Source organism: Streptomyces sp. RB17 (assembly GCF_009604455.1).
Lineage (GTDB): Bacteria > Actinomycetota > Actinomycetes > Streptomycetales > Streptomycetaceae > Streptomyces.
The window spans coordinates 628,449-652,008 of sequence record NZ_WEGL01000006.1 but is presented as its reverse complement, the minus strand read 5'-3'; the positions used below and the strand labels follow the sequence as shown (position 1 = coordinate 652,008).

Genomic DNA, 23,560 nt, shown 5'->3' with positions numbered 1-23,560 from the left:
GACGGTTCGGCGGTTCAGGTCCGATCAGCGGTTCAGGTCGAAGCGGACGCACACCCGCTTGCCCACGGGCACGTGCTCCGCGGTGACCTCCGAGGCCAGGGCGTACACGATCTCCATGCCGTGCCGTCCGACGCGTTCGGGGTCCTTGGGGAAGCGGCGGGGCAGGGCGGAGCTGCTGTCGTAGACGCGCACCGTGACGGCGCTGTCCGTGCCTTCCAGTTCCAGGATGTACGGGCCGTTGCTGTGACGGTCGGCGTTGGTGACGAGTTCGGTCACGACCAGGAGCAGCTCACCGAAGGTGCGGCGGTCGGCCTCGGCGCACCACTCGGTGCACAGCTGCTCCAGGAACCGGGAGGCGAACGTGCGCGCCTCGGCGATGCAGCCGGGTTCGCCGGTGTAGTGCGCCGCGCGCCACAGCGGCTCCACGGGTACGTCGAAACCGGTCGGTATCACTGCCCCGCCCAGGTGCTTGGTCATGCGCCTCTCCCGGAAAGACCGGCCCGGCCGGTCGCTTGTTGCACCTGTGCTCGTACCCCCTGCCGGGCTCGGCAGTCCCCCGGGGCGGTCACCCGACGCGCACCGTGGCGATGGTCACGCCGGCCGGAGCCCCTCGACCGCTCACGCCGAGGGCGAGCCCTGCGGCTGCTGCGCGGTGGGCGTGATCGCCGACTCGCCCGGCGTCCCTTGGGTCGCCGGGCCCGGAGTCGAGCTCTCCGAGGGCGGCGGAGCGGAGCCGGTCGGCTGCTGCCCCGACGACCTCTCGCTCGAGGTCCGGACCGACGGAGGGCCCGCGGACGGCGACGCCGGCCCGCCGGAGGACGACTCGGCCGACGACGACTTCGACTCGGACGACTGCGACGCCGACGACTTGGAGGCCGACGACTTCGACTCGGACGGTGAGGACGGCGAAGAAGAGGGCGAGGACGAGGACGCCGAACCGGACGACGACGGGGCCGAGGACGACGACGAGGACGACGGGGACGCACTCGACGACGGCGAGGACGAAGAAGGGGAAGAGGAGGAAGAGGAGGGTGAGGAGGACGAGGAGGGCTTCGACGGGGACGGCGAGGAGCTCGACGAGGACGACGTCGACGGGCTCGGCTTGCCGGGTGTGGACGGGCAGTGCTTGGAGCCGGGCGGGCACGACGGAGAGGGGGGCCTGGGCGGGTTCCAAGGGTGCGGGAGCTTGGGCGGCTGGGCGTGCTGGTCGTGCCGGCCGTACTGGTCACCGCGCTGACGGTGGATCCAGTCCTTGTGGTGGCCGTCGTAGAGCACGAAGTCGTTGACGACGGTCGGCGCGGGCGTCACCACGACCACGTTCGAGGGCCGGTACGACGACCAGCGGGTGCCCACCAGCTTCGGCGTGCTCTTCTGGGCGACCGGCGGGGTCAGCGGGTTGCCGCAGGCGCAGCGCACGCGGGGGACGCCGTGGCTGTCCACCAGCACCGCGGTGCCCGCCTGGAGAACCGACTGGTAGGTGGTGGCAGTCCCGTTGCGGTAGCCGTGGTTGGTGACCCGGGTGTCGACGCGCAGCTGAACCGGGGTCAGCGAGCGCAGGTAGGCGGGCACACCGGAGGGCTGGACGCCGGCCACGGAGGCAAAGGCCTTCTCCTTGCCCCGGTCGGCCTGGAAGAACGTGATCTGCTTCTCGACGTCGCAGGCCGGAGTGCGGTTGGTGCCGCCGTACAGGCCGGGCGCTCCGCCCTCGACTCCCTGCACCGCGTTGGTCGTACCGGAGGGCGCGGCGGAGGCGGAGGGCGGCGGCGGGGCGGAACTCTGCTTCGCGGTGGATTCCGTGAACGGGTCCTGGCCGCTGCTGTTCGCGGACTGCAGGAAGACCTCGCCGCCCTTGGCGGAGGATCCTCCGCCCGGACGGGTGAACACCACCGCGAGGGCCACGGCGGCGACGACGGCGGCGGTGAGTGCTGCCACCCGCGGCACGGACTTCCACCACGGCCCCTGGGGTCCCTTGGCTCCGCCGCCACCACCACTCGGCGGTTGGGAGGGCGGTGGTCCGGACGGGGGCCCGGAGGAGCCCGACAGCGGGCCGGAGGGCGGCCCGGTCGGGCGGCCGGAGGACGGAGGTTCGGCGCTCACGAGCACTTCTTCCCGTCGCGATCGTCGCGATGCGCGGTGCGATACGCGGCTTTTTCTCAGTCAAACCAAATTTGATGCATTTGGCTGCACTTTGATCCCATTGTGTGGCGCAGGGTGAGGCGCGCAAGCCGACGCGAACGGCCCACCCGGCGGGCGGCGTGCCCGGCCGCTGCCTAGCGTGTCAAGCGTGAGCAGTCCGACCGTCTCCCCGCGGCCCGCCGCCCGTCATGGCTGGGCGCAGGCCGTGACCGCGGTGCTGACCGGGCTGGCCGTCATGGTGCTGGTGGCCGGGCTGGGACTGTGGGCGGCCGGAGCGGGTGACCTGCCGGACGGCGCGTTCCCGCGGGTGGTGGCCGCGACCCTGGTCACGGCGGTCGGCGGCAGTGTGGAACTCTCCGGCAACGCGGGCGTGCTGGCGCAGACCCGGGCCGGAGTCACCGTGATCCCGCTGTCGGTGACGCTGGTCGGCGCGCTGGCGATCGGCGGGGGCTTTCTGCGTCCGCTGCGGCACCGGGCGGTCGCCTCGGCCGGTGAGCTGGCGGGGTGGGCGGCCCGGATCGCCGTGCTGTGGCTGCTCGTGCTGATCGGCCTGGCCCTGGGCGCCCGGCAGACCTTCGCCGTCGACGTGGGCAGCGGCACCCTCAGCGACCTGACCGGCCTGTTCGACGTCGCGCCCCGGGTCGGCTTCCGCGCGGACGTGCCGCTGACGGTGCTGTTCGGCCTGCTGTGGCTGGCCGGGGTGCTGCTGCTGGCGCTGCTGGTCGCGCGCGGGGCGCCGTTGCCGGGACGGGTGCTGCGCTTCCAGGAGTCGGTGCGCCCGGCGGCGCACGCCATGGTGGTGCTGCTCCTCGCGTACGTCGTCGTCGGCCTGGTCATCGCACTGATCACGGCGGCCACCCGCGGGCACGCCCCGGCGACCTTCGCACTGATCCTGCTCGGCCTGCCCAATCTGGCCTGGCTGGCCCTCACCATCGGCCTGGGAGCGACCTGGAACGGCCGCGTGCACGGCCCGTTCGGCCTGCCGGTGCCGCACGTCCTGGACGCGATCCTGCGCACCCCGGACGTCTCCGCGCTGAACCTCGGCTCACTCACCGACCACGACGGCCGGTGGTGGTGGCTGGTGGCCGTGGACGCGATCCTGCTGCTGGCCGTGGCCTTCCGTATGGCAGCGCACTCACCGGCCCGGATCCGGTTGTGGCAGCACGCCGTCCACCTGGCGGTGGCGCTGGCACTGACGGTGCTGATGATCTGTCTGACGGGCCGCATCTCGGCGCACTACGGACTCTCCCTGCTCGGCATCGGCAACCTGGGCGGCGGGCTGTCCGGGGATCTGTTCCTCAGACCTCAGCTGTGGCAGGCGGTGGGCCTGGGCGCGCTGTGGGGACTGGTCGCCGGGTTCCTGGGCGGCCTGCTGGCGCGGCGGGTGCACCGGCGGGGCGAGGTGAGCGGGCCCTAGAACCGCGTCGGCCCCGCGCACACGGGTGGTCAGGCGGTGTTCCGCGCTGTTGCCTCCGCCCGGTACACCGGGTCCGCCCAGTGCGGAGGGCACGGAGGTCCGCTCACCGTGTGGTCCGTCTCCGTGTCCGGTCCCTCCGCCGGGCGGACGTCGGCCGGCGCGGAGCCGGTCTCCGTGGCGGCGCGCAGGGCGGCGACGAAGGCGAGGCAGGTGTCGTAGCGGGCGTCGGGGCTCTTGGCCAGGGCCTTGGCGAAGACCGGGTCCACCGCGGGGTCGAGGCCGTGGCGGGCCTCGCTCGGCGGGGGCGGGTCGTCGTACTGGTGGGCCCAGAGCAGCGCCATGTCGTCGTCCCGCAGGAAGGGGGGCCGGCCGGCGAGGCTCTCGTAGACGACGCAGGCCAGGCCGTAGACGTCGCAACGGCCGTCGACCGGGCGGCCGGAGATCTGCTCGGGGGCCACGTAGTCGAGGGTGCCGACGAACTGGCCGACGCTCGTGAAGCCGGTCAGGGACAGCGACTTCTTGGTGAGCCCGAAGTCGGTGAGGTAGACGTGCTCGGGGTGGTCGGTGTCGATGCCCTCGGCGACCAGGATGTTGCCGGGCTTGACGTCCCGGTGCACCAGGCCGTGCTCGTGGGCGGCGTCGAGGGCGGACGCCACCTGCGCGGCGATCCGCACCGCATCGGGCAGCGGCAGCGGTCCGTGCAGGTCGAGCAGGCGGCGCAGGTCGCTGCCGGAGACGTACCGCATGGCGATGTAGAGCACCCCGTCGGTCTCGCCGGCCTCGAAGACCGGCACGATGTGCGGGTGGTCGATCGCCGCGGCCACCTGGGACTCATGGGTGAAACGCTTGCGGAAGGTGTCGTTGCGGGCGAGTTCGGGGGCGAGCAGCTTGAGCGCGACCGTGCGGTCCAGGCGCAGGTCGCGGGCGCGGTAGACGACGGCCATGCCGCCGCGGCCGATCTCGCCCTCGATGAGGTAGCCCGCGATCCGCCGGCCGATCAGTTCCGAAGGCCGGCCGGAGAACAGGCTGGTCTCGCGCGCCATCAGCGCTCACCTTCGGGCGCGGCCAGCCGGGTCGGGGCGTGTCCGGCGGCGTCCTCGCCGGTGACCTCCCGGTCGGTGGCGTAGGTGGTGAGCCGCCGCCCGTCGCCGTACACCCAGCGGCACTCCTCCGGGTCGTACACCCACATGGACTCCCCGTCGACGACGATGCCGATCCTGAGGCCCCGGGTACGGTCCTCGAAGTCCTCGCCGTCCAGGGTGCCGGCGGCCAGTTCCTCCACCGCGGTCCGGTAGTCGTCGAGGGTCTGTCCGGCGCGCGCCAGCAGGGGCCGCGGATCGGCGGTGCCGGCCGGGCCGTCGGCGGCGGGCGGGTCCTCGGGTACGGCGACGAGCCGACGGCCGTCGACCCAGGCGGCCCAGCCGTTGGCACAGCGGATGTACCCCCAGTCGCCGCGCCGCTCCACGAGCTCGACCGGCAGCAGCGGGTCGAGGGGCACGGTGGGCCGGGCCGGGTCGGGAGACTCCCAGGCGGGCATGCCGCGCCGCGGCACGACGTGGGTGGGCCGGAATCCGGGACTGGCCGCTCTGCTCATCGGGGCGCCTGCTTCCGCGTGTGTGCCATCGCGTTCGCCTACTTCCGCATCACGGCGGGCTCGTGCCGGCGCAGCAGCCCGGCGACCACGAGCCCGTAGAGGACGGAGAGCACCACCAGCATGGCCAGATCGAGCAGCCAGACGCCCGTCGAGTGCCGGAAGAGGGGGTCGGTGGTCAGCTTGCCCGGGACGATGCGGGACAGCCCGACCGTGCCGGCCATGGCGCCGAGCGCCCATCGGGAGGGCACGAGCCAGGACAGCTGCTCCAGGCCGGGCACGCCGTTGAGCGGGAGGAGCGCACCGCAGAAGACGACCTGGACGATGGCGAGCAGCACCAGCAGCGGCATCGTCACCTCCTCCTTGCGCACCAGCGCGGAGATCAGCAGGCCGAGCATCATCGCGGTGAACGCGAGCAGGGCGGTGGCCAGGGTGATCTCGACGAGCGGCGGCAGCAGGACGCCGCGGCCGCCGGGGGTGTTCAGGTCGACGCCGAGGAGGGCGACCAGGGTGAGGACGACGGCCTGGACGACGCTGATCGTGCCGAGCACCACGATCTTGGACATCAGATAGGCCGAACGGGGCAGCCCGACGGCGCGTTCGCGCTGATACACGACGCGTTCCTTGACGAGTTCGCGCACCGCGTTGGCGGCGCCGGTCAGCACGGCGCCGACGCACAGGATGAGCAGCGCGTTCATCGCCGTGTCCCGGGCCAGCCGGCCGCCGGCCAGGGCGCGGGCCATGGCGCCCATCACGAACGGCAGGGCGATCATGACAGCCAGGAAGGTGCGGTCGGAGCTGAGGACTGCGGCGTAACGGCGCACCAGGGTTCCGAGTTGGGCGCCCCAGCCGCGGGGGCGGGGCGGCGGCGCCGGGGCGACGGGGGCCGGGCCCGGGTGGTGCGGCTGGGTGGAGGCCTCGGAGACGTAGTGCCGGTGGAACGGCGACTCGCGGTACTCCCTGGCCCAGTCGCGTTCCGGGTCGCGGTCGAAGGCCTCGAAGGCCTCCGGCCACTGTTCGAAGCCGAAGAAGGCGAGGGCGTCGTCGGGCGCCCCGTAGTAGGCGACCTTGCCGCCGGGGGCGAGCACCAGGAGGCGGTCGCAGACGCCGAGGCTGAGGACGCTGTGGGTGACCACGACGACGGTACGTCCGTCGTCGGCGAGGCCGCGCAGCATGTTCATCACCGAGCGGTCCATGCCGGGATCGAGGCCGGAGGTCGGCTCGTCCAGGAAGAGCAGCGAGGGTTTGGTGAGCAGCTCCAGGGCCACGCTGACCCGCTTGCGCTGCCCGCCGGAGAGGCTGTGCACAAGCTGGCCGGCGCGCCGTTCGAGGCCGAGTTCCCGGATCACCTCGTCCACCCGGGCCCGCCGCTCGGCCGCGGCGGTGTCCTCGGGGAAGCGCAGTTCGGCGGCGTAGGTGAGGGCGGCGCGCACGGTGAGCTGGGGGTGCAGGATGTCGTCCTGCGGGACCAGGCCGATGCGCTGGCGCAGTTCGGCGTAGTCGCGGTAGAGGTCGCGGCCGTCGTACAGGACGGTGCCGCGGTCGGCGGGCCGCTGCCCGGTCAGGGCGTTGAGCAGCGTGGACTTGCCGGCGCCGCTCGGTCCGACCACCGCGAGCAGGCACTTCTCGCCCACCGGGAAGGACACGTGGTCGAGCAGCACCTTGCGCCCGCCGTCCACGGCGACGGTGAGGTCCTGGACGTCGAGGGAGATCTCGCCGGTGTCGACGTACTCCTGGAGTTCGTCGCCGACCAGGCAGAAGGCGGAGTGGCCGATGCCGACGATGTCGCCGGGGCCCAGGGGCGCGCGGGTGACGGGCCGGCCGTTGAGGTAGGTGCCGTTGTGGCTGCCGAGGTCGACGATCTCGTACGTGCCGTCGGGGTGGGCGCGCAGCTCGGCGTGGCGGCGGGAGACGACGAGGTCGTTCACCACCAGGTCGTTGTCGGCGGCGCGGCCGATGCGCACCGAGCGCACGGGCAGCGGGCGGACACTGCTCGGCCGGCGGAAGGTGCCGGTCAGCAGCGGCAGGGACACGGAGGAGGGGCGGTCGGGGGCCGGCTGTGGGGCGCCGGCCGGGACCGCGCGGGGGCCGTCGGTGGGGTTGCCGAAGCGGATCACGCTGCCGGGACGCACACCCCAGGCGTCGATCCTGCGGCCGTCGGCGTAGGTGCCGTTGGTGCTGTGCTGGTCCGTCAGGGTCCAGCGGTCGTGGTCGCAGCGCAGCACGGCGTGGTGCCACGAGACCCGGGCATCGTCGAGGACGATGTCGCTCAACGGGTCGCGTCCGACGTGGTAGTCGCGGCCCGGGCTCATGACCGTGGAGCCCATGTCGGTCTCCAGGACGAGTTCCGGCGCCGTCGGGGCGATCGGCCGCTCCGCCATGGCCAGAATTCTACCGATTCGTCCATATGTGCGCTCGGAGTCGGAGGTGGCACCGGCGGCGGACTCGTGTCAGGCGACGGGTACGACGAGCGCCGGCAGGGTGCGCTGCATGCGCAGCGCGTCGACGGACTCGGCGAGCAGTTCGTACTCGGTGGTGTCGTCTCCGACGGCGATCCGTACCAGCCGTCCGCCCGCCAGCTCGTCGGCCACCAGCTCCTGCCGGACGTCGTCGGCGCACCAGGCGCGCAGCAGGGCGGGCACGTCGGCCACCGTGTCCGCGACCGGCACCAGCGCGCCCGCCGGGTAGGCAGGGTCCTCCGGGCTAGGGTCCAGGCGCTCGGCGATCCAGGACGCGCGGTCGCGCAGCCACCACAGGGCCAGGGCCAGCGTGGGTGCGCGATAGGTGCCGAGCGGTACCCCGATGCGCCGGCCGTCGCACATGCCGTACGCCGTGACATGGCACAGGAACTCGTCGTGCACGTCTCACTCCCCCGTCGCCTCGCTGGTCGCGCCGGCTCGGCCTCGCTCTCCGTGCGGCTGCTGTGCGGTGAAGTGCCCCTGATGTTCGAGTATCGCCACTCCCGAAACACAGTCACCATGACTTTCCGGCCAGTCTCCTGGCATATTCACCGCCCGTTCTGGCCGGAACACACCGGCGCGTCCGCACCCCGGGCATGACCCGGCAGGTAATCGACCCGCCTCTCGGTGCTCCGGCATGGTGGTCACACCGGATCGGCGAAGCCCCGGATCCGGCTCTGACCGGCAGCCACCAGCAGTCACGACCTCGAAGGAGGCCGATTCACCATGTCCGTGAACACCGACCGTTACGAGAGCGCCGCCGCCCGTTACTTCGAGGCCTGGAACGCGACCGGACCGGAGGCGCTGAAGAAGGCGGTCGCCGCCGCCTGGACCGCCGACGGCGGCTACACCGACCCCCTCGCCGAAGTCCGCGGCCACGAGGGCATCGCGGCCGTGATCGCGGCGGTGCACGAGCAGTTCCCCGGGTTCGTCTTCCGTCCGCTCGGCGCGGTGGACGGACACCACGACACCGCGCGCTTCGGCTGGGAGCTGGTGAACGAGGCTGGGGGTGACCCCTCTGGGCCAGGATCGGCGCCGGTCGCCGGGTTCGACGTCGTCACGCTGGACGACGAGGGCCGTATCCGGCAGGTGCTGGGCTTTCTGGACCGGGTGCCGGCCGGTGCCTGACACCGCCTGGCCGCGATGAGTTGCACCGCGGCGGGCCGGCAGCAGAGCCGGCAGGGCGGCGGCCGGACGTATGTGGTCCGGCCGCGCTCGGCCGCGTTCCTCGGCACCCGCGGCCTGGTCGAGGTCCGCGGGTCGGTCGACGGCCACCCGTTCCGGAGTTCGTTCCTGGCGCTGGGCGACGGCCGGCACAAGCTCCCCGTGAAGGCCGGGATCCGGAAGGCGATCGGCAAGCGGGAGGGCGACACCGTGACCGTACGCCCGGCGGAACGGCTCAGCCGACGACCGACTCCCGGTAGCGGCGCGGCGCGACGCCGACCGTGCGCTTGAAGGCGTTGCTGAAGGCGCTCTCGGAGCTGTAGCCGACCGAGCGGGCCAGTTCGGCCACCGGCACCGCGTCCTGTCTCAGGGCTCGGGCGGCCAGGCTCATGCGCCAGTTCTGCAGATAGGTCAGCGGCGGCACGCCCGCGGCCTGCCGGAAACGCACGGCGAAGGTGGTCCGGGACATCGCGGCGGCGCGCGCCAGCTCCTCCAGCTGCCAGGGGTGGGCCGGATCGGCGTGCATCAGGCGCAGGGCGGGCGCCAGCCGCTCGTCCGCCAGCGCCCGCAGCCAGCCGGCCGGCAGTCCGTCGGCATGTAGAGGCAGGCCCGCAGCACCTGCACGAACATCAACTGGGCGAGGTGGTCCGAGGAGAAGGCGGACCCGGCCCGGCCGCCGGCCATCTCCTGCATCAGCTGGGCGGTGAGCCAGCGCAGCACGGGCGCCTCGGCCGCGGCGGAGCGCACGTGGATCAGCTCGGGCAGGGCCCGGCGCAGCAGGTCCCCGCGGTCCCGGCTGAGGTCGATGTGCCCGGAGACGCACACCACCTCCGCTCCCCCGCCGAGCGCCCCCATCCCGGTGCGCGGGTCCACGGCCACCTGGGCCGGTTCTACGGGCGTGAGCCCCGCCTCGCTGCACAGCACGTACGGCCGCCGCCCGTCGGAGACGATGACGTCGCCCTCACCTTCAGCTTGTCGCGCCCCCGCAGTCGGATCGCCCAGCGCCCGCCGGCCGTGAAGCCGCCGGAGAACACCCCGCGCGCATCCGCGACGGCGAGGGCGTCGGAGAGAGGATCGGCGGACATGATGAACAGCGCCGGGATCATGGCGACTCCGCTCCGGCGGGACGCGCGCGGCCACGAGGGGCAGTTCGCCACGAACCACCTCGGGCACTTCCGGCTGGTGACCCGGCTCTGGCCCGCTCTGGTGACGGCCCGTGGGGCGCGCGTGGTCGCGGTGTCCTCGCGGGCCATCCGCTTCTCTCCGGTCCGCTTCGACGACCCGCACTTCGAGCACCGGGCCTACGACCCGTTCCTCGCCTACGGACAGTCGAAGACGGCCAACGCGCTGTTCGCGGTGGAACTGGACCGGCGGGGTCGCGCGGAGGGCGTGCGGGCCTTCTCCGTGCACCCCGGCACGATCGTCGACACCGGTCTGGCCAGGCACATCTGCGAGGAGACGCTCCGGGCGGCCGGCGCCGTCGACGAGGAAGGCCGACTGGTGCGGGACCCCGCCCGGCAGCTCAAGACCGTCCAGCAGGGAGCGGCGACCGGCGTGTGGTGCGCCACCAGCCCGCGGCTCGACGGGCTGGGCGGTGTCTACTGCGAGAACTGCGACATCAGCCCCGTGGTGCCCCCGGAGAGCGAGGCCGAGTGGCGGGCGGAGCCGGGACTGCCCGGCGTGCTGCCGTACGCCGTCGACCCAGAGGCGGCAGCCCGCCTCTGGGAGGTCAGCGAGCGGCTCACGGCTTGACGATCGCGTCGATCCGCGCCAGTTCCTCGTCCGCGAAGTCCAGGTTGCGGATGGTGCCGACACTGTCCTCGAGCTGCTGCGGGCTGCTCGCGCCAACCAGCGCCGAGGTGACCCGGCCGCCGCGCAGCACCCAGGCCAGGGCCAGCTGGGCCAGGGTCTGGCCGCGGGACTTGGCGATCTCGTCGAGGGCGCGCAGGCGGGCCACGAGGTCCTCGGTGACCGCGTCCGAGTTCAGGAAGGGGCTGTCGCTCGCGGCCCGCGAGTCCTCGGGGATGCCGTCGAGGTAGCGGCCGGTGAGCAGGCCCTGCTCCAGCGGGGAGTAGACGATGGACCCGACCTGGAGTTCCTCCAGGGCGTCCAGCAGCCCCTCGTCCTCGGGGCGCCGGTCGAGCATCGAGTAGCGCGGCTGGTGGATGAGCAGCGGGGTGCCCAGGTCGGCGAGGATCCGGGCGGCCTCGCGGGTCTGCTCCGCCGAGTAGTTGGAGACGCCGACGTACAGCGCCTTGCCCTGCTGCACCGCCGCGTGCAGGGCGCCCATCGTCTCCTCCAGCGGAGTCTCCGGGTCGGGGCGGTGCGAATAGAAGATGTCGACGTGGTCCAGGCCCATGCGGGCAAGGCTCTGGTCGAGCGAGGACAGCAGGTACTTGCGCGAGCCCCATTCGCCGTACGGGCCGGGCCACATGAGGTAGCCGGCCTTGGTGGAGATGACCAGCTCGTCGCGGTACCGCCCGAAGTCGGCCTTCAGGGCCTCGCCGAGCGCGGACTCGGCGGCGCCGGGCGGCGGGCCGTAGTTGTTGGCGAGGTCGAAGTGGGTGACGCCCAGGTCGAAGGCGCGACGCAGGATGGCCCGCTGGGTCTCGACGGGCCGGTCCGGGCCGAAGTTGTGCCACAGGCCGAGGGACAGCGCGGGGAGCTTCAGTCCGCTGCGTCCGGTGCGCCGGTAGGGCATGTCGTCGTAACGGTCGGGGTGTGCGGTGTACAACGCGACTCCAGAGGGGTTGGCACACGGTGTTCCCGGCTCCGGGAGGCTGCGGCTCCCGGAGACCGCTTCCACTCTTTCCCGGCCGGCGGGCAGCGGTCCAACAGAAGAATCCGATGGAATTGTGCGGCTAGGCTTCTCAATCATGGAACTGCGCCATCTCCAGCACTTCGTCGCCGTCGCCGAGGACCAGCATTTCACCCGGGCCGCCGAACGCCTGATGGTGTCCCAGTCAGGGTTGTCGGCGTCCATCCGGGCGCTGGAGCGGGAGCTGCGGGCGCCGCTGTTCGTGCGCACCACCAGACGGGTGACGCTCACCGAGGCGGGGCGGGCCCTGCTGGTGGAGGCCGAACGGATCCTCGCACAGGTCCGCGCGGCGCACGAGGCGGTCGCGGCGGTGCAGGGCGTGCTGCGCGGCACGCTGGCGCTGGGCACCGAGCAGTGCATCGCGGGGGTGCATGTGGCGCGGATGCTGGCCGCGTTCCGGGGCCGGCATCCGGACGTGGAGATCCGGCTGCGGCAGGCCGGTTCGGGCGCGCTGGCCGAGGAGGTGGCGGCCGGCCGGCTCGACCTCGCCTTCGCCTACCGCACCCGGGCGGACAGCGACCAGCTGCGTTCGGTGGCGCTGACGAGCGAGCCGATGACCGTGCTGTGCCATCCCGGCCACCGGCTGGCCTCGGCGGGCGCGGTGCTGGCCCCGGACGATCTGGCCGGTGAGGTCTTCGTGGACTTCCATCCGGACTGGGGCCCGCGCCGCACCACCGACGCCGCGTTCGCCGCGGCCGGTGTCCGGCGCATGGTCGCGCTGGAGGTCAACGACGTGCACAGCCTGCTGGACCTGGTGGACGAGAACCTCGGGATCGCCGTCGTACCCCGGCACTTCCGGCACAAGCGGCCCTCGCTCACGGCGCTGCCGCTGAAGGGCACGGGCGAGAGCGAGTACCAGACCGTGGCGCTGCTGCCGCCGGACCGTGCCACCAGTCCCGCCGCCCGGGCCCTCGTCTCCCTCCTGGACACCGCCGGCGGGACAGGGGGCCTGGCACCACCCCAGGAGGGGGCCCAGACCTCCTGATTACGGCCGCCCGCCACACGAGACTCAGGACCGTCGGCCAGGACGACGGTCAGGAGGACATGTCATGGCGGAACACACACGGCGGACCGTGCTGCGCGGGACGGCCGCACTCGCGGCGGCGGGCGCGCTCACCGGCCTGGGCACCGGCCCGGTGACGGCCCGGCCCGCACGTGAGGTGACGGATCGTCACTATCCGTTTCTGGAAGGGGCGTTCGCACCTGTCACGGAGGAACTGACGGCCTTCGACCTGCCGGTGACGGGCCGCATCCCGCGCGAGCTGAACGGCCGCTACCTGCGCAACGGACCCAACGTCCTCGGCCTGGAGGACCCCCGGGCCCATCACTGGATGCTCGGCGAGGGCATGGTGCACGGCGTCCGGCTGCGCGACGGGAGGGCCGAGTGGTACCGCAACCGCTGGGTGCGCTCCGCGCGGGTCGCGCAGAAGCTCGGCGAGCCGTATCCGGGACCGGTTCCGGAGCAGGACTTCGCGTGCAACACGCACGTGATCCCGTACCGGGGGAGGATCCTCGCGCTGCAGGAGGGCGGCCCGCTGCCGTACGAACTCGACGGCGAGTTGGGTACGTCGGGGACGTACGACTGCAAGGGCACCGTGGAGGGCGCGTTCGCCGCGCACACCAAGCTCGACGTGCACGCCGGTGAGCTGCACGCCGTCGCCTACAACGCCGCCTGGGACCACGTCCGGCACCTGGTCGTGCACCGCTCGGGGAAGATCTCCCGCACGACGCGGATCCCGGTGGCGGACGCGCCGATGATGCACGACTTCGCGCTGACCGAGCGGCACGTCGTCCTTTTCGACATCCCGGTCACCTTCGACGCGGCGGCGGCCGAACACGGCGCGCTCGTGCCCTACGTCTGGAACCCGCACCACCCGACCCGGGTGGGTGTCATGCCCCGCACCGGGGGCCCGGTGCGCTGGTTCGGCATCGAGCCGGTCTTCTACTCGCACACCCTGAACGCCTACGACGAGGGCGGGTCCGTGGTGGTCGACCTGACGACCACCCCTGCGCCGTTCTACGTCGCAGGGCGTGGCTCGGACGGGCCGTCCGCCACGGGCAGCCCGAGGCTGGAGCGCTGGACGATCGACCTGCGCCACGGGCGCGTACGACAGCGGGTGCTGGACGACCGGCCGCAGGAATTCCCGCGTGTGAACGAGTCGTTGGTGTCCCGGCGGCACCGCTACGGCTACACGGCGGAGGCGGCCGGCCTGATGGCGGCGTATCTGACGGCGGACGGCGGCACCCCGCCCGACGACGCCTTCTCCAACGCGCTCGTCAAGCACGACCTGCTGCGCGGCACCACCCAGGTGCACCGGCTGCCGAGGAACGCGGCGGCGAGCGAGGCGGTTTTCGTACCGCGGGTACCTGCCGGCCACCGGGCCGCCGAGGACGACGGATACGCGATCGCGTACGTCCACGACCCGGACCGCGGCGCCGCCGACCTGGTGATCCTGGCCGCCCAGGACTTCACCGGCGAGCCACTGGCGCGGGTGCACCTGCCCGGACGGGTGCCGCTCGGTTTCCACGGGAGCTGGGTTCCGGACGCGTGAACGCCCGCTGTTTGGGATGGTGGACGGTATGCATGCCAAGGACATCCTCATCGACGGCTACGGCCGCATCCAGGAAGAAGTCCACGCCGCCCTCGACCGCCTCGGACCGGACGCGCTGCACCGTCGCCCGGCCCCCGACGCCAACTCCGTCGCCTGGCTCGTCTGGCATCTGACCCGGGTGCAGGACGACCACATCGCCGACGCCTTCGACCTCGACCAGGTGTGGCTGTCCCAGGGCTGGGAGAAGCGCTTCGGCCTCGACCTGCCCCGCCACGACACCGGCTACGGGCACAGCCCGGCCAAGGTCGCGAAGGTGCGGGTCGAGTCCGCCGACCTGCTCACCGGGTACTACGACGCCGTGCACGAGCAGACGCTCGGCGCCCTGCGCTCGCTCGCCGCCAAGGATCTGGAACGGATCGTGGACGAGCGCTGGGATCCGCCGGTCAGCCTGGGCGTCCGCCTGGTGAGCGTCCTGTCCGACGACCTTCAGCACGTCGGACAGGCCGCCTACGTCAGGGGGCTCGTTCAGAGCGCCGCCGCGTAACCCGGCAGGACCACGTCCTCGATGAGGGCCTTGCGCTCGTCGAACGGGACGAAGGCGCTCTTGAGGGCGTTCACCGTGACCGTGCGCAGGTCCTCGACGGTCCAGCCGGCCTCCTCGACCAGCAGGGACATCTCCCGGGTCATCGTCGTACCGGAGACCAGTCGGTTGTCGGTGTTGAGGGTGACCCGGAAGCCGAGGTCCTTCAGGGCCGTGATCGGGTGCTCGGCGATCGAGGTGGCGCAGCCGGTCTGCAGGTTGGAGGTGGGGCACATCTCCAGGGCGATGCGGCGGTCGCGCACCCAGGAGGCGAGCCGGCCGAGCTTGCCGGCCGCGAGGTCGGGGATGTCCTCCGTGAGGCGGACGCCGTGGCCGATGCGCTGGGCGCCGCACACCTGCAGGGCCTGGTGGATGCTGGGCAGGCCGTGCGCCTCGCCGGCGTGGATGGTGAAGGGCACGCTCTCGCGGCGCAGGTGCTCGAAGGCCTCGAGGTGGTCGGCGGGCGGGAAGCCGTCCTCGGCGCCGGCGATGTCGAAGCCGACGACACCGGCGTCGCGGTAGGCCACGGCCAGGTCGGCGGCCTCGCGGACCCGGTCGAACATCCGCATGCCGCACAGCAGGGTCCCGACCCGTACGGGAGTGCCGGCGGCGGCCGCCTTGGCCATGCCGGCGGCGAGGCCCTCCTGCACGGTCTCCACGACCTCGCGCATCGTCAGCCCGCCCCGCGTGTTCAGCTCGGGGGCGTAGCGCACCTCGGCGTAGACGACACCGTCGGCGGCGAGGTCCAGCACGTACTCCTCGGCGGTGCGCAGCAGGCCCGCACGGGTCTGCATGACGGCGAGGGTGTGCTCGAAGGTGGCTATGTAGCGGACCAGGTCGCCGGAGTTGGCGGCCTCGAAGTACCAGGCGGCCAGTTCGTCGGGGTCGGTGGTGGGCAGGGTGTGACCGATCTCCGCCGCGAGTTCGACGACGGTGGCGGGGCGCAGGCCGCCGTCGAGGTGGTCGTGCAGCACGGCCTTGGGGAGACGGCGGATCACGTCTGTGTCTACGCGCGTAGCAGTCATGGCGGGTCTTTCCTTGTGCAGGCGGTTCGAAGCGGCGGCAGGAGCGTGCCGCGAAGGGAAGCTCAGTCGGCGGGCTGGAGCAGGTCCCAGCGGTTGCCGTACAGGTCCTGGAAGACGGCGACGGTGCCGTACGGCTCGTGGCGTGGCTCTTCCAGGAAGGTCACGCCGGCCGCGGTCATCCGGGCGTGGTCGCGGGCGAAGTCGTCGGTGTGCAGGAAGAACCCGACGCGTCCGCCGGTCTGGTCGCCGACGCGGGCCCGCTGGGTCTCGCTTTTGGCGCGGGCCAGCAGCAGTCCGGTGCCGGGGCCGCCCGGTTCCACGACGACCCAGCGCGAGCCGTCGGGGCGCGGGCCGTCCTCGGCGAGCCGGAAGCCGAGGGCCTCGGTGTAGAAGCGGATGGCCTCGTCGTAGTCGTCGACGACGAGGGTGACCAGGGCGACGCGTCGCATCGGGACCTTCCGGTGTGGGCGGTTAGCGCGTGAGGTTATACGTAAAACTTCGCGGGCGCCAGTTCTGGTCTACGCGCGTTGCCCCATGTTCGCCGAAAGGTTGCCCCGGGTGTTCTCCGGGCGCACCGGGTCAGGGAGTCTCGTCGCCCTGGGCGATCTCCACCCGGTGGTGGAAGTCGGCCATGCCGGCGACCGAGGCCGCGCAGGAGACGGCCGTGCACGCGATGAGGAGGGCGGCGACGACGCAGCCGGCCCGGGGCACGAGAGGGACGGCCAGCAGGGCCTGGACGCGCTGCGGGACGGGGCCGGTGGTCGCGGCGGGCGCGAAGTCGGGACGCCCCGAGCGGGCTGAGCGGGACGCCTGCCCGGCGAGCGCCGCGCGGGCGATGGCCCGGGCGATCAGGCGCCGGTCGCCGACGCTGGCGGCTGCGGCCTCGTCGGCGGCGCGCTCGGCGGCCAGGCGGATCGTCCCGCGGACCGGGCGGAGCGCCGGATGGCAGTGCGCGGCGAGCTCGGCGGCGGCGAGGAGGTAGTGGTGGTGGCCGTCGTTGTGCGCCCGCTCGTGCGCGAACAGCGCTTCCCGCTCGGGGCCGTCCAGGCTGCGCAGCATCGCGGTGGTGACCACGATGCGGTGCGGGCGGCCGGGCAGCGCGTAGGCGTCGGGGCGGGGCGATTCGACCACGCACAGGTCGCCGGCCGAGGGGCCCCGCCCGGCCTCCGTACGGGCCGCGCGGAAGGCCCTGGTCTGGTGCAGCACCGAGCGCACCAGGGTCCAGCCGCACACGGCGAGCACGCCGACGGAGGTGGCGGCGGCCGGAAGCACGACGAGGTCCGAGGCGGTGTGCAGGGGATGGATCAGCTCGCCGAGCGCGGCGAAGAGCGGGACCTTGAGCAGCCCGATGAGCACGAAGGAGCCCAGCGCGGCCAGTGAGCTGCCGGCGAGGACGACGGCACAGCCGGTGACGGCCCACAGCGCGGCGACCGGGGCCAGCCGGTCCAGGGCCCGGCGGGCCAGGGCCGGCAGGGCGAACGGCAGCAGCAGGGGCAGCAGGAGGAGTGCGGTCATCGTTCGTCGGGTTCGAGCAGGTCGCGCAGGACCCGTTCGTCGTCGGGGCTGAGCTGGGCGACGAAGCGGGCGAGGACGGTTTCGCGGTCGCTGTCCCGGTCGAGTTCGCTGTGCATCCGGCGGGCGGTGAGTCCGTGCGCGTCCTGGACGTCCCGGACCGGGAGGTAGGCGTAGCCGCGGCCCTCGCGGTGCCGCTCGACGACGCCCTTGTCGTACAGGCGGGTGAGGATCGTGGTCACCGTGGTACGGGCCAGGTCGGCGCCGAGACGCAGCTGGACCTGGCCGGGCGTCTGCGGGGCGCCGGCGGCCCACAGCGCGGCCATGATGCTCGCCTCCAGCTCACCGGCCGGCCGGCGCTCGTCCTTCGCCTCGGTCATGGAACGTCCTCACCCCGTCTTCGTGTGCGGCCCGGGCGACCGTCTACACGATAGTAGTCAGCCGAGCGTTCGTACGGCTGTGCCCCGCCCCATTATGGGAGGGCGGTGGGATGGGGGCCGTTGTCGAGGATGCGGGGGTGGGGTTGTGGCTCTGGGAGCTGGGGTTATGGCTGAGGCCTGGACTGGCTGGGGGCCGGGGCTATGGCCGAGGCCTGTGCCGCGGCGGCCGGGACCTGGGCTGTGGCTGAGAACTGGAGCCATGCTGGGACTGGGCGCTGGGCTACGGATGCGGCTGAGGCTTGGCCGACTGGGACCTGGGGCTGCGGCTGGAGGCTGGGGCAATCGCTGGACCAGCGTCCGGCAGGCACGGGCCCGGAGCGACGGCTTGGGGCCGCCGCCCGAGATCAGGGCCGGCATCACGCTACGGACGGCCGCCCGAGACCTGGCCCGGCGCCACGGCTCGGCACCGCCGCCCAAGACCGAGGACCCGGCGCCACAACCAGGCACCGCCGCCCAAGACCGGGCACCCTGGGAAACACGGCTCGGAAGCACCGCCCAAGACCAGGGACCCGGCGCCACGGCCACGGACGGCCGCCCGAGACCTGGCCCGGCGCCACGGCTCGGCACCGCCGCCCAAGACCAGGGACCCGGCGCCACGGCCACGGACGGCCGCCCGAGACCTGGCCCGGCGCCACGGCTCGGCACCGCCGCCCAAGACCGAGGACCCGGCGCCACGACCAGGCACCGGCCCCCCAAGACCGGGCACCCTGGGAAACACGGCTCGGAAGCACCGCCCAAGACCAGGAACCCGGCGCCACGGCCACGAACGGCCGCCCGAGACCTGGCCCGGCGCCACGGCTCGGCACCGCCACCCAAGACCGAGGACCCGGCGCCACGGCCAGGCACCGCCGCCCAAGACCGGGGAGCCTGGGGAACACGGCTCGGCACCGCCGCCCAAGACCGAGGACCCGGCGCCACGACCAGGCACCGCCGACCAAGACCGAGGACCCGGCGCCACGACCAGGCACCGCCGACCAAGACCGAGGACCCGGCGCCACGACCAGGCACCGCCGCCCAAGACCGAGGACCCGGCGCCACGACCAGGCACCGCCGACCAAGACCGAGGACCCGGCGCCACGACCAGGCACCGCCAGCCAGGACCGGGGACCCGGGGCCGCCGTCCAGCGGGGGCGCCGGGGCGGCGGCCGGGGCGGGTCATGTCGTACGGGTGTGCAGGGCATCCAGTCGGGTCAGTTCGTCCGGCGTGAGGCGCAGCGCGCCCGCCGCGACGTTCTCGGCGAGGTGGTCCGGATTGCCGGTGCCTGGTATGGCGAGGACATGGGGGCCTTGCTGCAGGGTCCAGGCGAGGCGTATCTGCGCGGGGCTCACTCCATGGGCGCGGGCGATGTCGCGCACGGTGTCGTCGTGGGTGTCGGTCGCCGCCCGCGGACCTGCCGCGCCCGCGACGGCGAAGAAGGGGACGAACGCGATGCCGTGTTCGCCGCACAGGCGCAGCATCTCGTCGTCGACGGGATCGGGCCTGTCCAGGGCGTAACGGTTCTGCAGGCACACCACCGGGGCGATCTCCAGCGCCTCGGCGAGGTGGCGCGGTCCGACACCGGAGATGCCCAGGTGGCGGATCAGGCCGGCCTCGCGCAGTTCGGCGAGCGCGCCGAAGTGCTCGGCGATCGACTCCTGGTGCATCCGGCGCAGGTAGACCACGTCGAGGTGGTCACGCCCGAGCTGGCGCAGGTTCTCCTCCACGTGGCCGCGCAGTTGGTCGGGCCGGGCCGAGGTGCCCCACTCGCCGTGATAGTCGCGGAAGGGACCGACCTTCGTGGCGATGACCAGGTCGTCGGCGTACGGGGCGAGCGCGGTGTTGATCAGCTCGTTGGCGGAGCGCGTGGCGGAGAAGTAGAAGGCGGCGGTGTCGATGTGGTTCACGCCGAGTTCGACGGCCCGCCGCAGCACGGCGATGGAGCGTGCCCGGTCGCTGGGCGTACCGAGGTGGAACGCGGCGCTGCCCGTCAGCCGCATCGCTCCGAAGCCGACGCGGTGGACGGGCAGGTCGCCGAGTGCGAAAGTGCCGGAGGCGTCCGCGGTGATCGTTTCAGCGGTCATTCGGCGGAGTCTCGCACATCCGCAGTGCCACGCAGGCGAATTCAGCTCAGCGGCTTGTCCAGGACCGCCTTGCGGTGGCTGAACGTCTCGATGGAGTACCGGCCGTGGTAGCTGCCCATGCCGCTCTCCCCCACCCCGCCGAACGGCAGATCGGAGACGGTGAGGTGGGCCAGGGGCAGGCCGTAACCGAGGCCGCCGGAGGAGGTCTCGGCGGCGATGCGGGCACGGGTCCGCTCGGACTCGGTGAACACGTACAGCGCGAGCGGCTTGTCGCGGTCGTTGATGAAGGCGATCGCCTCGTCGAGGCCGGACACGGTGACGACGGGCAGGATCGGGCCGAAGATCTCCTCCTGCATCACGGGCGACTTCGGGTCGACGTCCGCGAGGACGGTCGGCGCGATGTACTTGGCGTCGCGGTCGCTCTCGCCGCCGACCGCGATCCGACCGGAGCCGAGCAGCCCGGACAGCCGGTCGAAGTGCCGCTCGTTGATGATCCGGCCGTACTCGGGCGAGGTGGCCGGGTCGGCGCCGAACAGCGCCTTCACCGCGCGCACCAGAGCGGCCTCCAGGGCGGCCGCGGTCTCCGGGTCGGTCAGGACGTAGTCCGGGGCGACACAGGTCTGGCCGGCGTTGAGGAACTTGCCGCGGGCGAGCCGGTCCGCGACCACCTCCGGGTCCGCGTCGCGGTCCACGAACACCGGGGACTTGCCGCCCAGTTCGAGGGTGACGGGGGTGAGGTGCTCGGCGGCGGCGCGCATCACGATCCGTCCGACGGCGCCGTTGCCGGTGTAGAAGATGTGGTCGAAGCGCTCGGCCAGCAGGGCCGTGGTCTCCGGGACGCCGCCCTCCACCACGGCGACGGCGTCGGTGTCCAGATAGGCCGGGATCAGCTCGGCGAGGGCGGCCGAGGTGGCCGGGGCCAGCTCGCTCGGCTTGGCGACGACCGCGTTGCCGGAGGCCAGGGCGCCGGCCATGGGGGCGAGCAGCAGCTGCGCCGGGTAGTTCCAGGGGGCGATGACGAGGACGACGCCGAGGGGGTCGTACTGCGTCCAGGCCGTCGCGTCGGCGCCGAGGTGGGCCGGGACGGGCGCGGGCTCCGGGCGCAGCCAGTCCGCCAGGTGCTCCAGGGTGTGGTCGATCTCGCGGAGGGTGAAGTCGATCTCGGTGCGGTACGCCTCGGCGCTGCTCTTGCCGAGGTCGGCGTGGAGGGCGGCGGCGAGGTCGGCGCCCCGCTCGGTGAGCAGCGCGCGCAGCCGGCGCAGCTGACCGGTGCGCCACTCGACGGGCTTGGTGCGACCGGTGGCGAAGGCGGCGCGCAGCCGGGCCACGACGTCGGAGGGCTGCTCGATTGCGGGGTTGATCACGGATGCCTCGCTGGTGTGCACGGGCGGGTTCGGCCCGAGCCTAGGTCCTCGGTGGATGTATTTGCCAACCTTTCAGGTCCTCACGTTCATTCCGGAGGCTCGCGGTGACGCGGATCACGTCGTCGTGGGGGCGGTCTCACGCCGCTGCCGCTCCGGGCGGGCCCACGCGACCTCGCTCCCGGCCGCCTCGGCGGCCACGCGGTACCCCGTCACCGCCTCGGCGGTGCGGCCCAGGCGGCGCAGCAGGTCGGCGCGGACAGCGTGCAGCACGTGACACCGGCCGAGGTCCAGGAAGTCGACGAGGCTGAGCACCCCGGCCGGGACCCTGGCACGGGCGCCCCCGGAAGCCCACGGGGCTCCATCATGCCGAGCACCGCAGACAGGCGCGGACTTCCCGGCCCCGGCGCGTCTGGTGGACCTCGGTCGACTGGGCGAGGGAGTCGACGATGCCGGTGCCGCGGCCGTGCTCGTCCGGGGCCACGTCGTGGCGGGCGCGCTCGACCGCGGTTCCGGAGTCACTGACCACGATGTGCAGGGTGCCGCCGTCGAGGGCGAGCAGCAGCGTCATGCGTTCGTGGCCGTACCGGGCGGCGTTGGCGGCGAGTTCGTCGACGATGAGGACGGCGGAGTCCCGCTCGTTCTCGGGCACGCGCCAGCACTCCAGCAGCTCCGCCGCGAGATGACGAGCGGCGGGGACATGCGCCTCCTGCGCGGGCAGGGTGAGCATCGCCTGGTGGCGGCAGGACCGTGCGGGGGATGAGCCGGCACGGGCGGAATCGGTCACGAACATGGTCTTCCGGCTCTTCTGCGTAGGAACCTGGATGTGAGCACTCATTCAGTTCTACGGGCGACGCATGCATATGGTTCGAGCGATTTGCCCCTTTTGCTCAACTTCTTTGACTCACGTTCTTTGACTCACGCTTCTTTGACTCACGCTTCTTTGACTCACGCCCGGATCGTGACCAGCTTCTGGCCGTTGCCCGCGACGATCTCGAAGTGCTCGATGGCCGTCGGCGACAGGGGAACCGCCCCGGGGACGGTGGTGCCGGCCGGGTACTTCCCCGCACGCCAGGTGGCGGCGTCCGACCTGGCTCCACCGGGCCCGACCGCCTGCAGCCGACAGGTGATGCCCGCGGGCGCCCCCCGGGCGGAGATCTCCAGCACACTGCCCCACGACGACGGTGAGACCCGCACCGAAGCAGTGACACCGGTGGTGGGGTCGCTGCCGGAGAAGACGCGCGACGGCGCCGGCGTGACCGGTGCGGGCCGTGTCGCCTGGCCGGTCACGGAGCCGCTGATCGCCAGCCAGGTGCCGCCGACCGCCGCCCCGGCGACCAGCGTCAGCGACGCGGCCGCACCGGCCAGTTGCCGCCGCCATGTCCTACGGCGCCTGGCGGCGGCCTGCTGAAGCATCCGGTCGAGCAGTCCCGCCTCCGGGGCCCGGGGCACCGTGGACGTGTCGGCCGGCGCCCGGGGTGGGCCCCCGGCGCTCTCCGCCGCCCGTCGCACCAGCCGGTCGGCCGGGTCCTCGTCGCCGACCGGCACGGGCCCACCCTCGGCTTCCGCCGCGGTGACCGTCGCGAGCAGCGCCGGAAGTCCGGCCAGCTCGGCGTGTTCCGTCCCGCACACGTCGCATTCCGCGAGGTGCGCGCGCACCCGTTCGGTCTCCGCCGGGGACAGCGTGCCCAGGACATACGCTCCCAGCGCCAGCCGGAGGGCGTCGTGATCCGCGTTCATGGCCGGCACCTCCTCCACGCCGTGGTCATGACTCGATGCCTCGTTCCCGCAGCGCCAGCCGGAGGGCGTGCAGGGCGTAGTAGGTCCGCGACTTGACGGTGCCCGGCGGGATGCCCAGCACCTCCGCGGCCTGCGCCACGGTCCGGCCCCGGTAGTAGGTCTCCAGCAGTACGGCACGGTGGTCCGCGGACAGCGTCCGGATGGCGTCGGCCACGGCCCAGCTCTGCAACGCCTGCTCGATCCGGTCCTCGCCCGGCGTCTGCTCCGCGGCCCGCTCCAGGGCCTCGCCACCCACCTCCGCCGGCCTCGCCTGCCGGGCCCGGTGCATGTCGATGACCAGATGCCGGGCGACCGTGCACAGCCAGGCGCGCGCCGGACCGCGTGCGGGATCGAACGCGGCGGGATGCTGCCATGCCCGCAGCAACGTCTCCTGCACGACATCCTCGGCCCACTGCCGGTCTCCTGACGTCAGTCGCAGTGCGTAGTGGAACAGGGGGCCCGCGTGCTCGGCGTACAGAGCCCGGAGCAGTTCCTCGTCCGTGGTCGAAATGGTCCCGTTACCCGAGACACGGCGCCCGGAGCGATGCGGATCGATCGCTTCACCACGTTTTCGAGCACTCCATGGCATAGGCCGATCATCACGCATATCACCGTGTTTGTCGTGTCATCTCCAGTGGTTGCCGAGAAACAGAACAAAAGGCGTG

23 protein-coding genes and 2 pseudogenes are annotated in these 23,560 nt (G+C 72.9%); 7 read left to right on the top strand and 18 right to left on the bottom strand.

What is annotated here, in order from left to right:
- Window positions 1–24: 24 nt before the first annotated feature.
- Together SRB17_RS28190 and SRB17_RS28185 are read right to left on the bottom strand one after the other, a co-directional pair.
- Complete coding sequence (locus tag SRB17_RS28190) at window positions 25–477, bottom strand: ATP-binding protein (RefSeq protein ID WP_153542894.1); 453 nt, start codon at window positions 475–477, stop codon at window positions 25–27.
- A gap of 417 nt (window positions 478–894) precedes the next feature.
- Window positions 895–2,097, bottom strand: a pseudogene (locus tag SRB17_RS28185) (DUF6777 domain-containing protein); the annotation flags it as partial.
- 187 nt (window positions 2,098–2,284) lie between these two features.
- On the opposite strand from SRB17_RS28185, the gene SRB17_RS28180 reads away from it, so the two are divergent.
- Window positions 2,285–3,553 (top strand): streptophobe family protein, encoded by a 1,269-nt coding sequence (locus SRB17_RS28180; RefSeq protein WP_416237096.1) that lies wholly within the window; start codon window positions 2,285–2,287, stop codon window positions 3,551–3,553.
- A gap of 29 nt (window positions 3,554–3,582) precedes the next feature.
- Here SRB17_RS28180 and SRB17_RS28175 read toward each other — a convergent pair whose 3' ends face one another.
- From SRB17_RS28175 to SRB17_RS28160, 4 genes are all read right to left on the bottom strand, one after another.
- Window positions 3,583–4,596, bottom strand: a complete 1,014-nt coding sequence (locus SRB17_RS28175) for a serine/threonine-protein kinase (RefSeq protein WP_153542892.1) — start codon at window positions 4,594–4,596, stop codon at window positions 3,583–3,585.
- On the bottom strand, window positions 4,596–5,147 hold the full coding sequence (locus SRB17_RS28170; RefSeq protein WP_153542891.1) for a hypothetical protein: 552 nt from the start codon (window positions 5,145–5,147) through the stop codon (window positions 4,596–4,598). The genes SRB17_RS28175 and SRB17_RS28170 overlap by 1 nt, the downstream gene beginning before the upstream one ends.
- A 38-nt stretch (window positions 5,148–5,185) precedes the next feature.
- Window positions 5,186–7,525 carry an FHA domain-containing protein gene (locus tag SRB17_RS28165; protein WP_153542890.1) on the bottom strand — a complete coding sequence of 780 codons (2,340 nt, stop codon included), beginning with the start codon at window positions 7,523–7,525 and terminating at the stop codon, window positions 5,186–5,188.
- 69 nt (window positions 7,526–7,594) lie between these two features.
- Window positions 7,595–8,005 (bottom strand): hypothetical protein, encoded by a 411-nt coding sequence (locus tag SRB17_RS28160; RefSeq protein WP_323376332.1) that lies wholly within the window; start codon window positions 8,003–8,005, stop codon window positions 7,595–7,597.
- A 324-nt stretch (window positions 8,006–8,329) separates the two neighbouring features.
- Here SRB17_RS28160 and SRB17_RS28155 point away from each other — a divergent pair, with 324 nt between their 5' ends.
- Window positions 8,330–8,731, top strand: coding sequence for a nuclear transport factor 2 family protein (locus tag SRB17_RS28155; protein WP_153542889.1), 402 nt, complete (start codon window positions 8,330–8,332; stop codon window positions 8,729–8,731).
- Between the two features lie 15 nt (window positions 8,732–8,746).
- Entirely contained in the window at window positions 8,747–9,058 is a 312-nt protein-coding gene (locus SRB17_RS28150; RefSeq protein WP_153542888.1) for a DUF1905 domain-containing protein, read from the top strand.
- Here the strand turns inward: SRB17_RS28150 and SRB17_RS48585 are convergent.
- Window positions 9,003–9,852, bottom strand: a pseudogene (locus SRB17_RS48585) (AraC family transcriptional regulator). The gene SRB17_RS28150 and the pseudogene SRB17_RS48585 overlap by 56 nt on opposite strands.
- Here SRB17_RS48585 and SRB17_RS28140 point away from each other — a divergent pair.
- A complete protein-coding gene (locus tag SRB17_RS28140; RefSeq protein ID WP_228396347.1) occupies window positions 9,851–10,519 on the top strand; it encodes an SDR family NAD(P)-dependent oxidoreductase in 669 nt (222 codons plus the stop codon). The pseudogene SRB17_RS48585 and the gene SRB17_RS28140 sit on opposite strands and share 2 nt — an antisense overlap.
- Here the strand turns inward: SRB17_RS28140 and mgrA are convergent.
- Complete coding sequence (gene mgrA, locus SRB17_RS28135; protein WP_153542887.1) at window positions 10,509–11,501, bottom strand: L-glyceraldehyde 3-phosphate reductase; 993 nt, start codon at window positions 11,499–11,501, stop codon at window positions 10,509–10,511. The genes SRB17_RS28140 and mgrA overlap by 11 nt on opposite strands.
- Before the next feature lie 142 nt (window positions 11,502–11,643).
- On the opposite strand from mgrA, the gene SRB17_RS28130 reads away from it, so the two are divergent.
- The 3 genes from SRB17_RS28130 (at window position 11,644) to SRB17_RS28120 (ending at window position 14,681) form a co-directional block, all read left to right on the top strand.
- The gene (locus SRB17_RS28130; protein ID WP_153542886.1) at window positions 11,644–12,570 is read left to right on the top strand and encodes a LysR family transcriptional regulator; all 927 of its coding nucleotides are present in this window, start codon (window positions 11,644–11,646) and stop codon (window positions 12,568–12,570) included.
- A gap of 64 nt (window positions 12,571–12,634) precedes the next feature.
- Window positions 12,635–14,137: a carotenoid oxygenase family protein gene (locus SRB17_RS28125; RefSeq protein WP_153542885.1), complete on the top strand. Its 1,503-nt coding sequence runs from the start codon at window positions 12,635–12,637 to the stop codon at window positions 14,135–14,137.
- A gap of 28 nt (window positions 14,138–14,165) precedes the next feature.
- Window positions 14,166–14,681 (top strand): mycothiol transferase, encoded by a 516-nt coding sequence (locus SRB17_RS28120; RefSeq protein ID WP_153542884.1) that lies wholly within the window; start codon window positions 14,166–14,168, stop codon window positions 14,679–14,681.
- Here the strand turns inward: SRB17_RS28120 and SRB17_RS28115 are convergent.
- The 10 genes from SRB17_RS28115 to SRB17_RS28070 all read right to left on the bottom strand — a co-directional run bounded on the left by SRB17_RS28115 (window position 14,663) and on the right by SRB17_RS28070 (window position 23,484).
- The gene (locus SRB17_RS28115; RefSeq protein WP_153542883.1) at window positions 14,663–15,742 is read right to left on the bottom strand and encodes an adenosine deaminase; all 1,080 of its coding nucleotides are present in this window, start codon (window positions 15,740–15,742) and stop codon (window positions 14,663–14,665) included. The genes SRB17_RS28120 and SRB17_RS28115 overlap by 19 nt on opposite strands.
- Before the next feature lie 62 nt (window positions 15,743–15,804).
- A complete protein-coding gene (locus SRB17_RS28110) occupies window positions 15,805–16,191 on the bottom strand; it encodes a VOC family protein (RefSeq protein WP_153542882.1) in 387 nt (128 codons plus the stop codon).
- A 130-nt stretch (window positions 16,192–16,321) separates the two neighbouring features.
- Window positions 16,322–17,257 carry a M48 family metalloprotease gene (locus SRB17_RS28105; protein WP_153542881.1) on the bottom strand — a complete coding sequence of 312 codons (936 nt, stop codon included), beginning with the start codon at window positions 17,255–17,257 and terminating at the stop codon, window positions 16,322–16,324.
- Complete coding sequence (locus SRB17_RS28100) at window positions 17,254–17,634, bottom strand: BlaI/MecI/CopY family transcriptional regulator (RefSeq protein ID WP_153542880.1); 381 nt, start codon at window positions 17,632–17,634, stop codon at window positions 17,254–17,256. Before SRB17_RS28100 ends, SRB17_RS28105 begins: the two co-directional genes overlap by 4 nt.
- A 1,215-nt stretch (window positions 17,635–18,849) precedes the next feature.
- The gene (locus tag SRB17_RS28095) at window positions 18,850–19,755 is read right to left on the bottom strand and encodes an aldo/keto reductase (protein WP_153542879.1); all 906 of its coding nucleotides are present in this window, start codon (window positions 19,753–19,755) and stop codon (window positions 18,850–18,852) included.
- 41 nt (window positions 19,756–19,796) lie between these two features.
- A complete protein-coding gene (locus tag SRB17_RS28090) occupies window positions 19,797–21,119 on the bottom strand; it encodes an aldehyde dehydrogenase family protein (protein WP_323376330.1) in 1,323 nt (440 codons plus the stop codon).
- Window positions 21,120–21,233: 114 nt separating this feature from the next.
- Window positions 21,234–21,431: a hypothetical protein gene (locus SRB17_RS46675; RefSeq protein WP_416237095.1), complete on the bottom strand. Its 198-nt coding sequence runs from the start codon at window positions 21,429–21,431 to the stop codon at window positions 21,234–21,236.
- Window positions 21,432–21,480: 49 nt separating this feature from the next.
- Entirely contained in the window at window positions 21,481–21,909 is a 429-nt protein-coding gene (locus SRB17_RS28080; protein WP_228396313.1) for an ATP-binding protein, read from the bottom strand.
- 155 nt (window positions 21,910–22,064) lie between these two features.
- Window positions 22,065–22,856, bottom strand: coding sequence for a zf-HC2 domain-containing protein (locus SRB17_RS28075; RefSeq protein ID WP_153542878.1), 792 nt, complete (start codon window positions 22,854–22,856; stop codon window positions 22,065–22,067).
- A 25-nt stretch (window positions 22,857–22,881) separates the two neighbouring features.
- Complete coding sequence (locus SRB17_RS28070; RefSeq protein WP_153542877.1) at window positions 22,882–23,484, bottom strand: sigma-70 family RNA polymerase sigma factor; 603 nt, start codon at window positions 23,482–23,484, stop codon at window positions 22,882–22,884.
- Window positions 23,485–23,560: the final 76 nt, after the last annotated feature.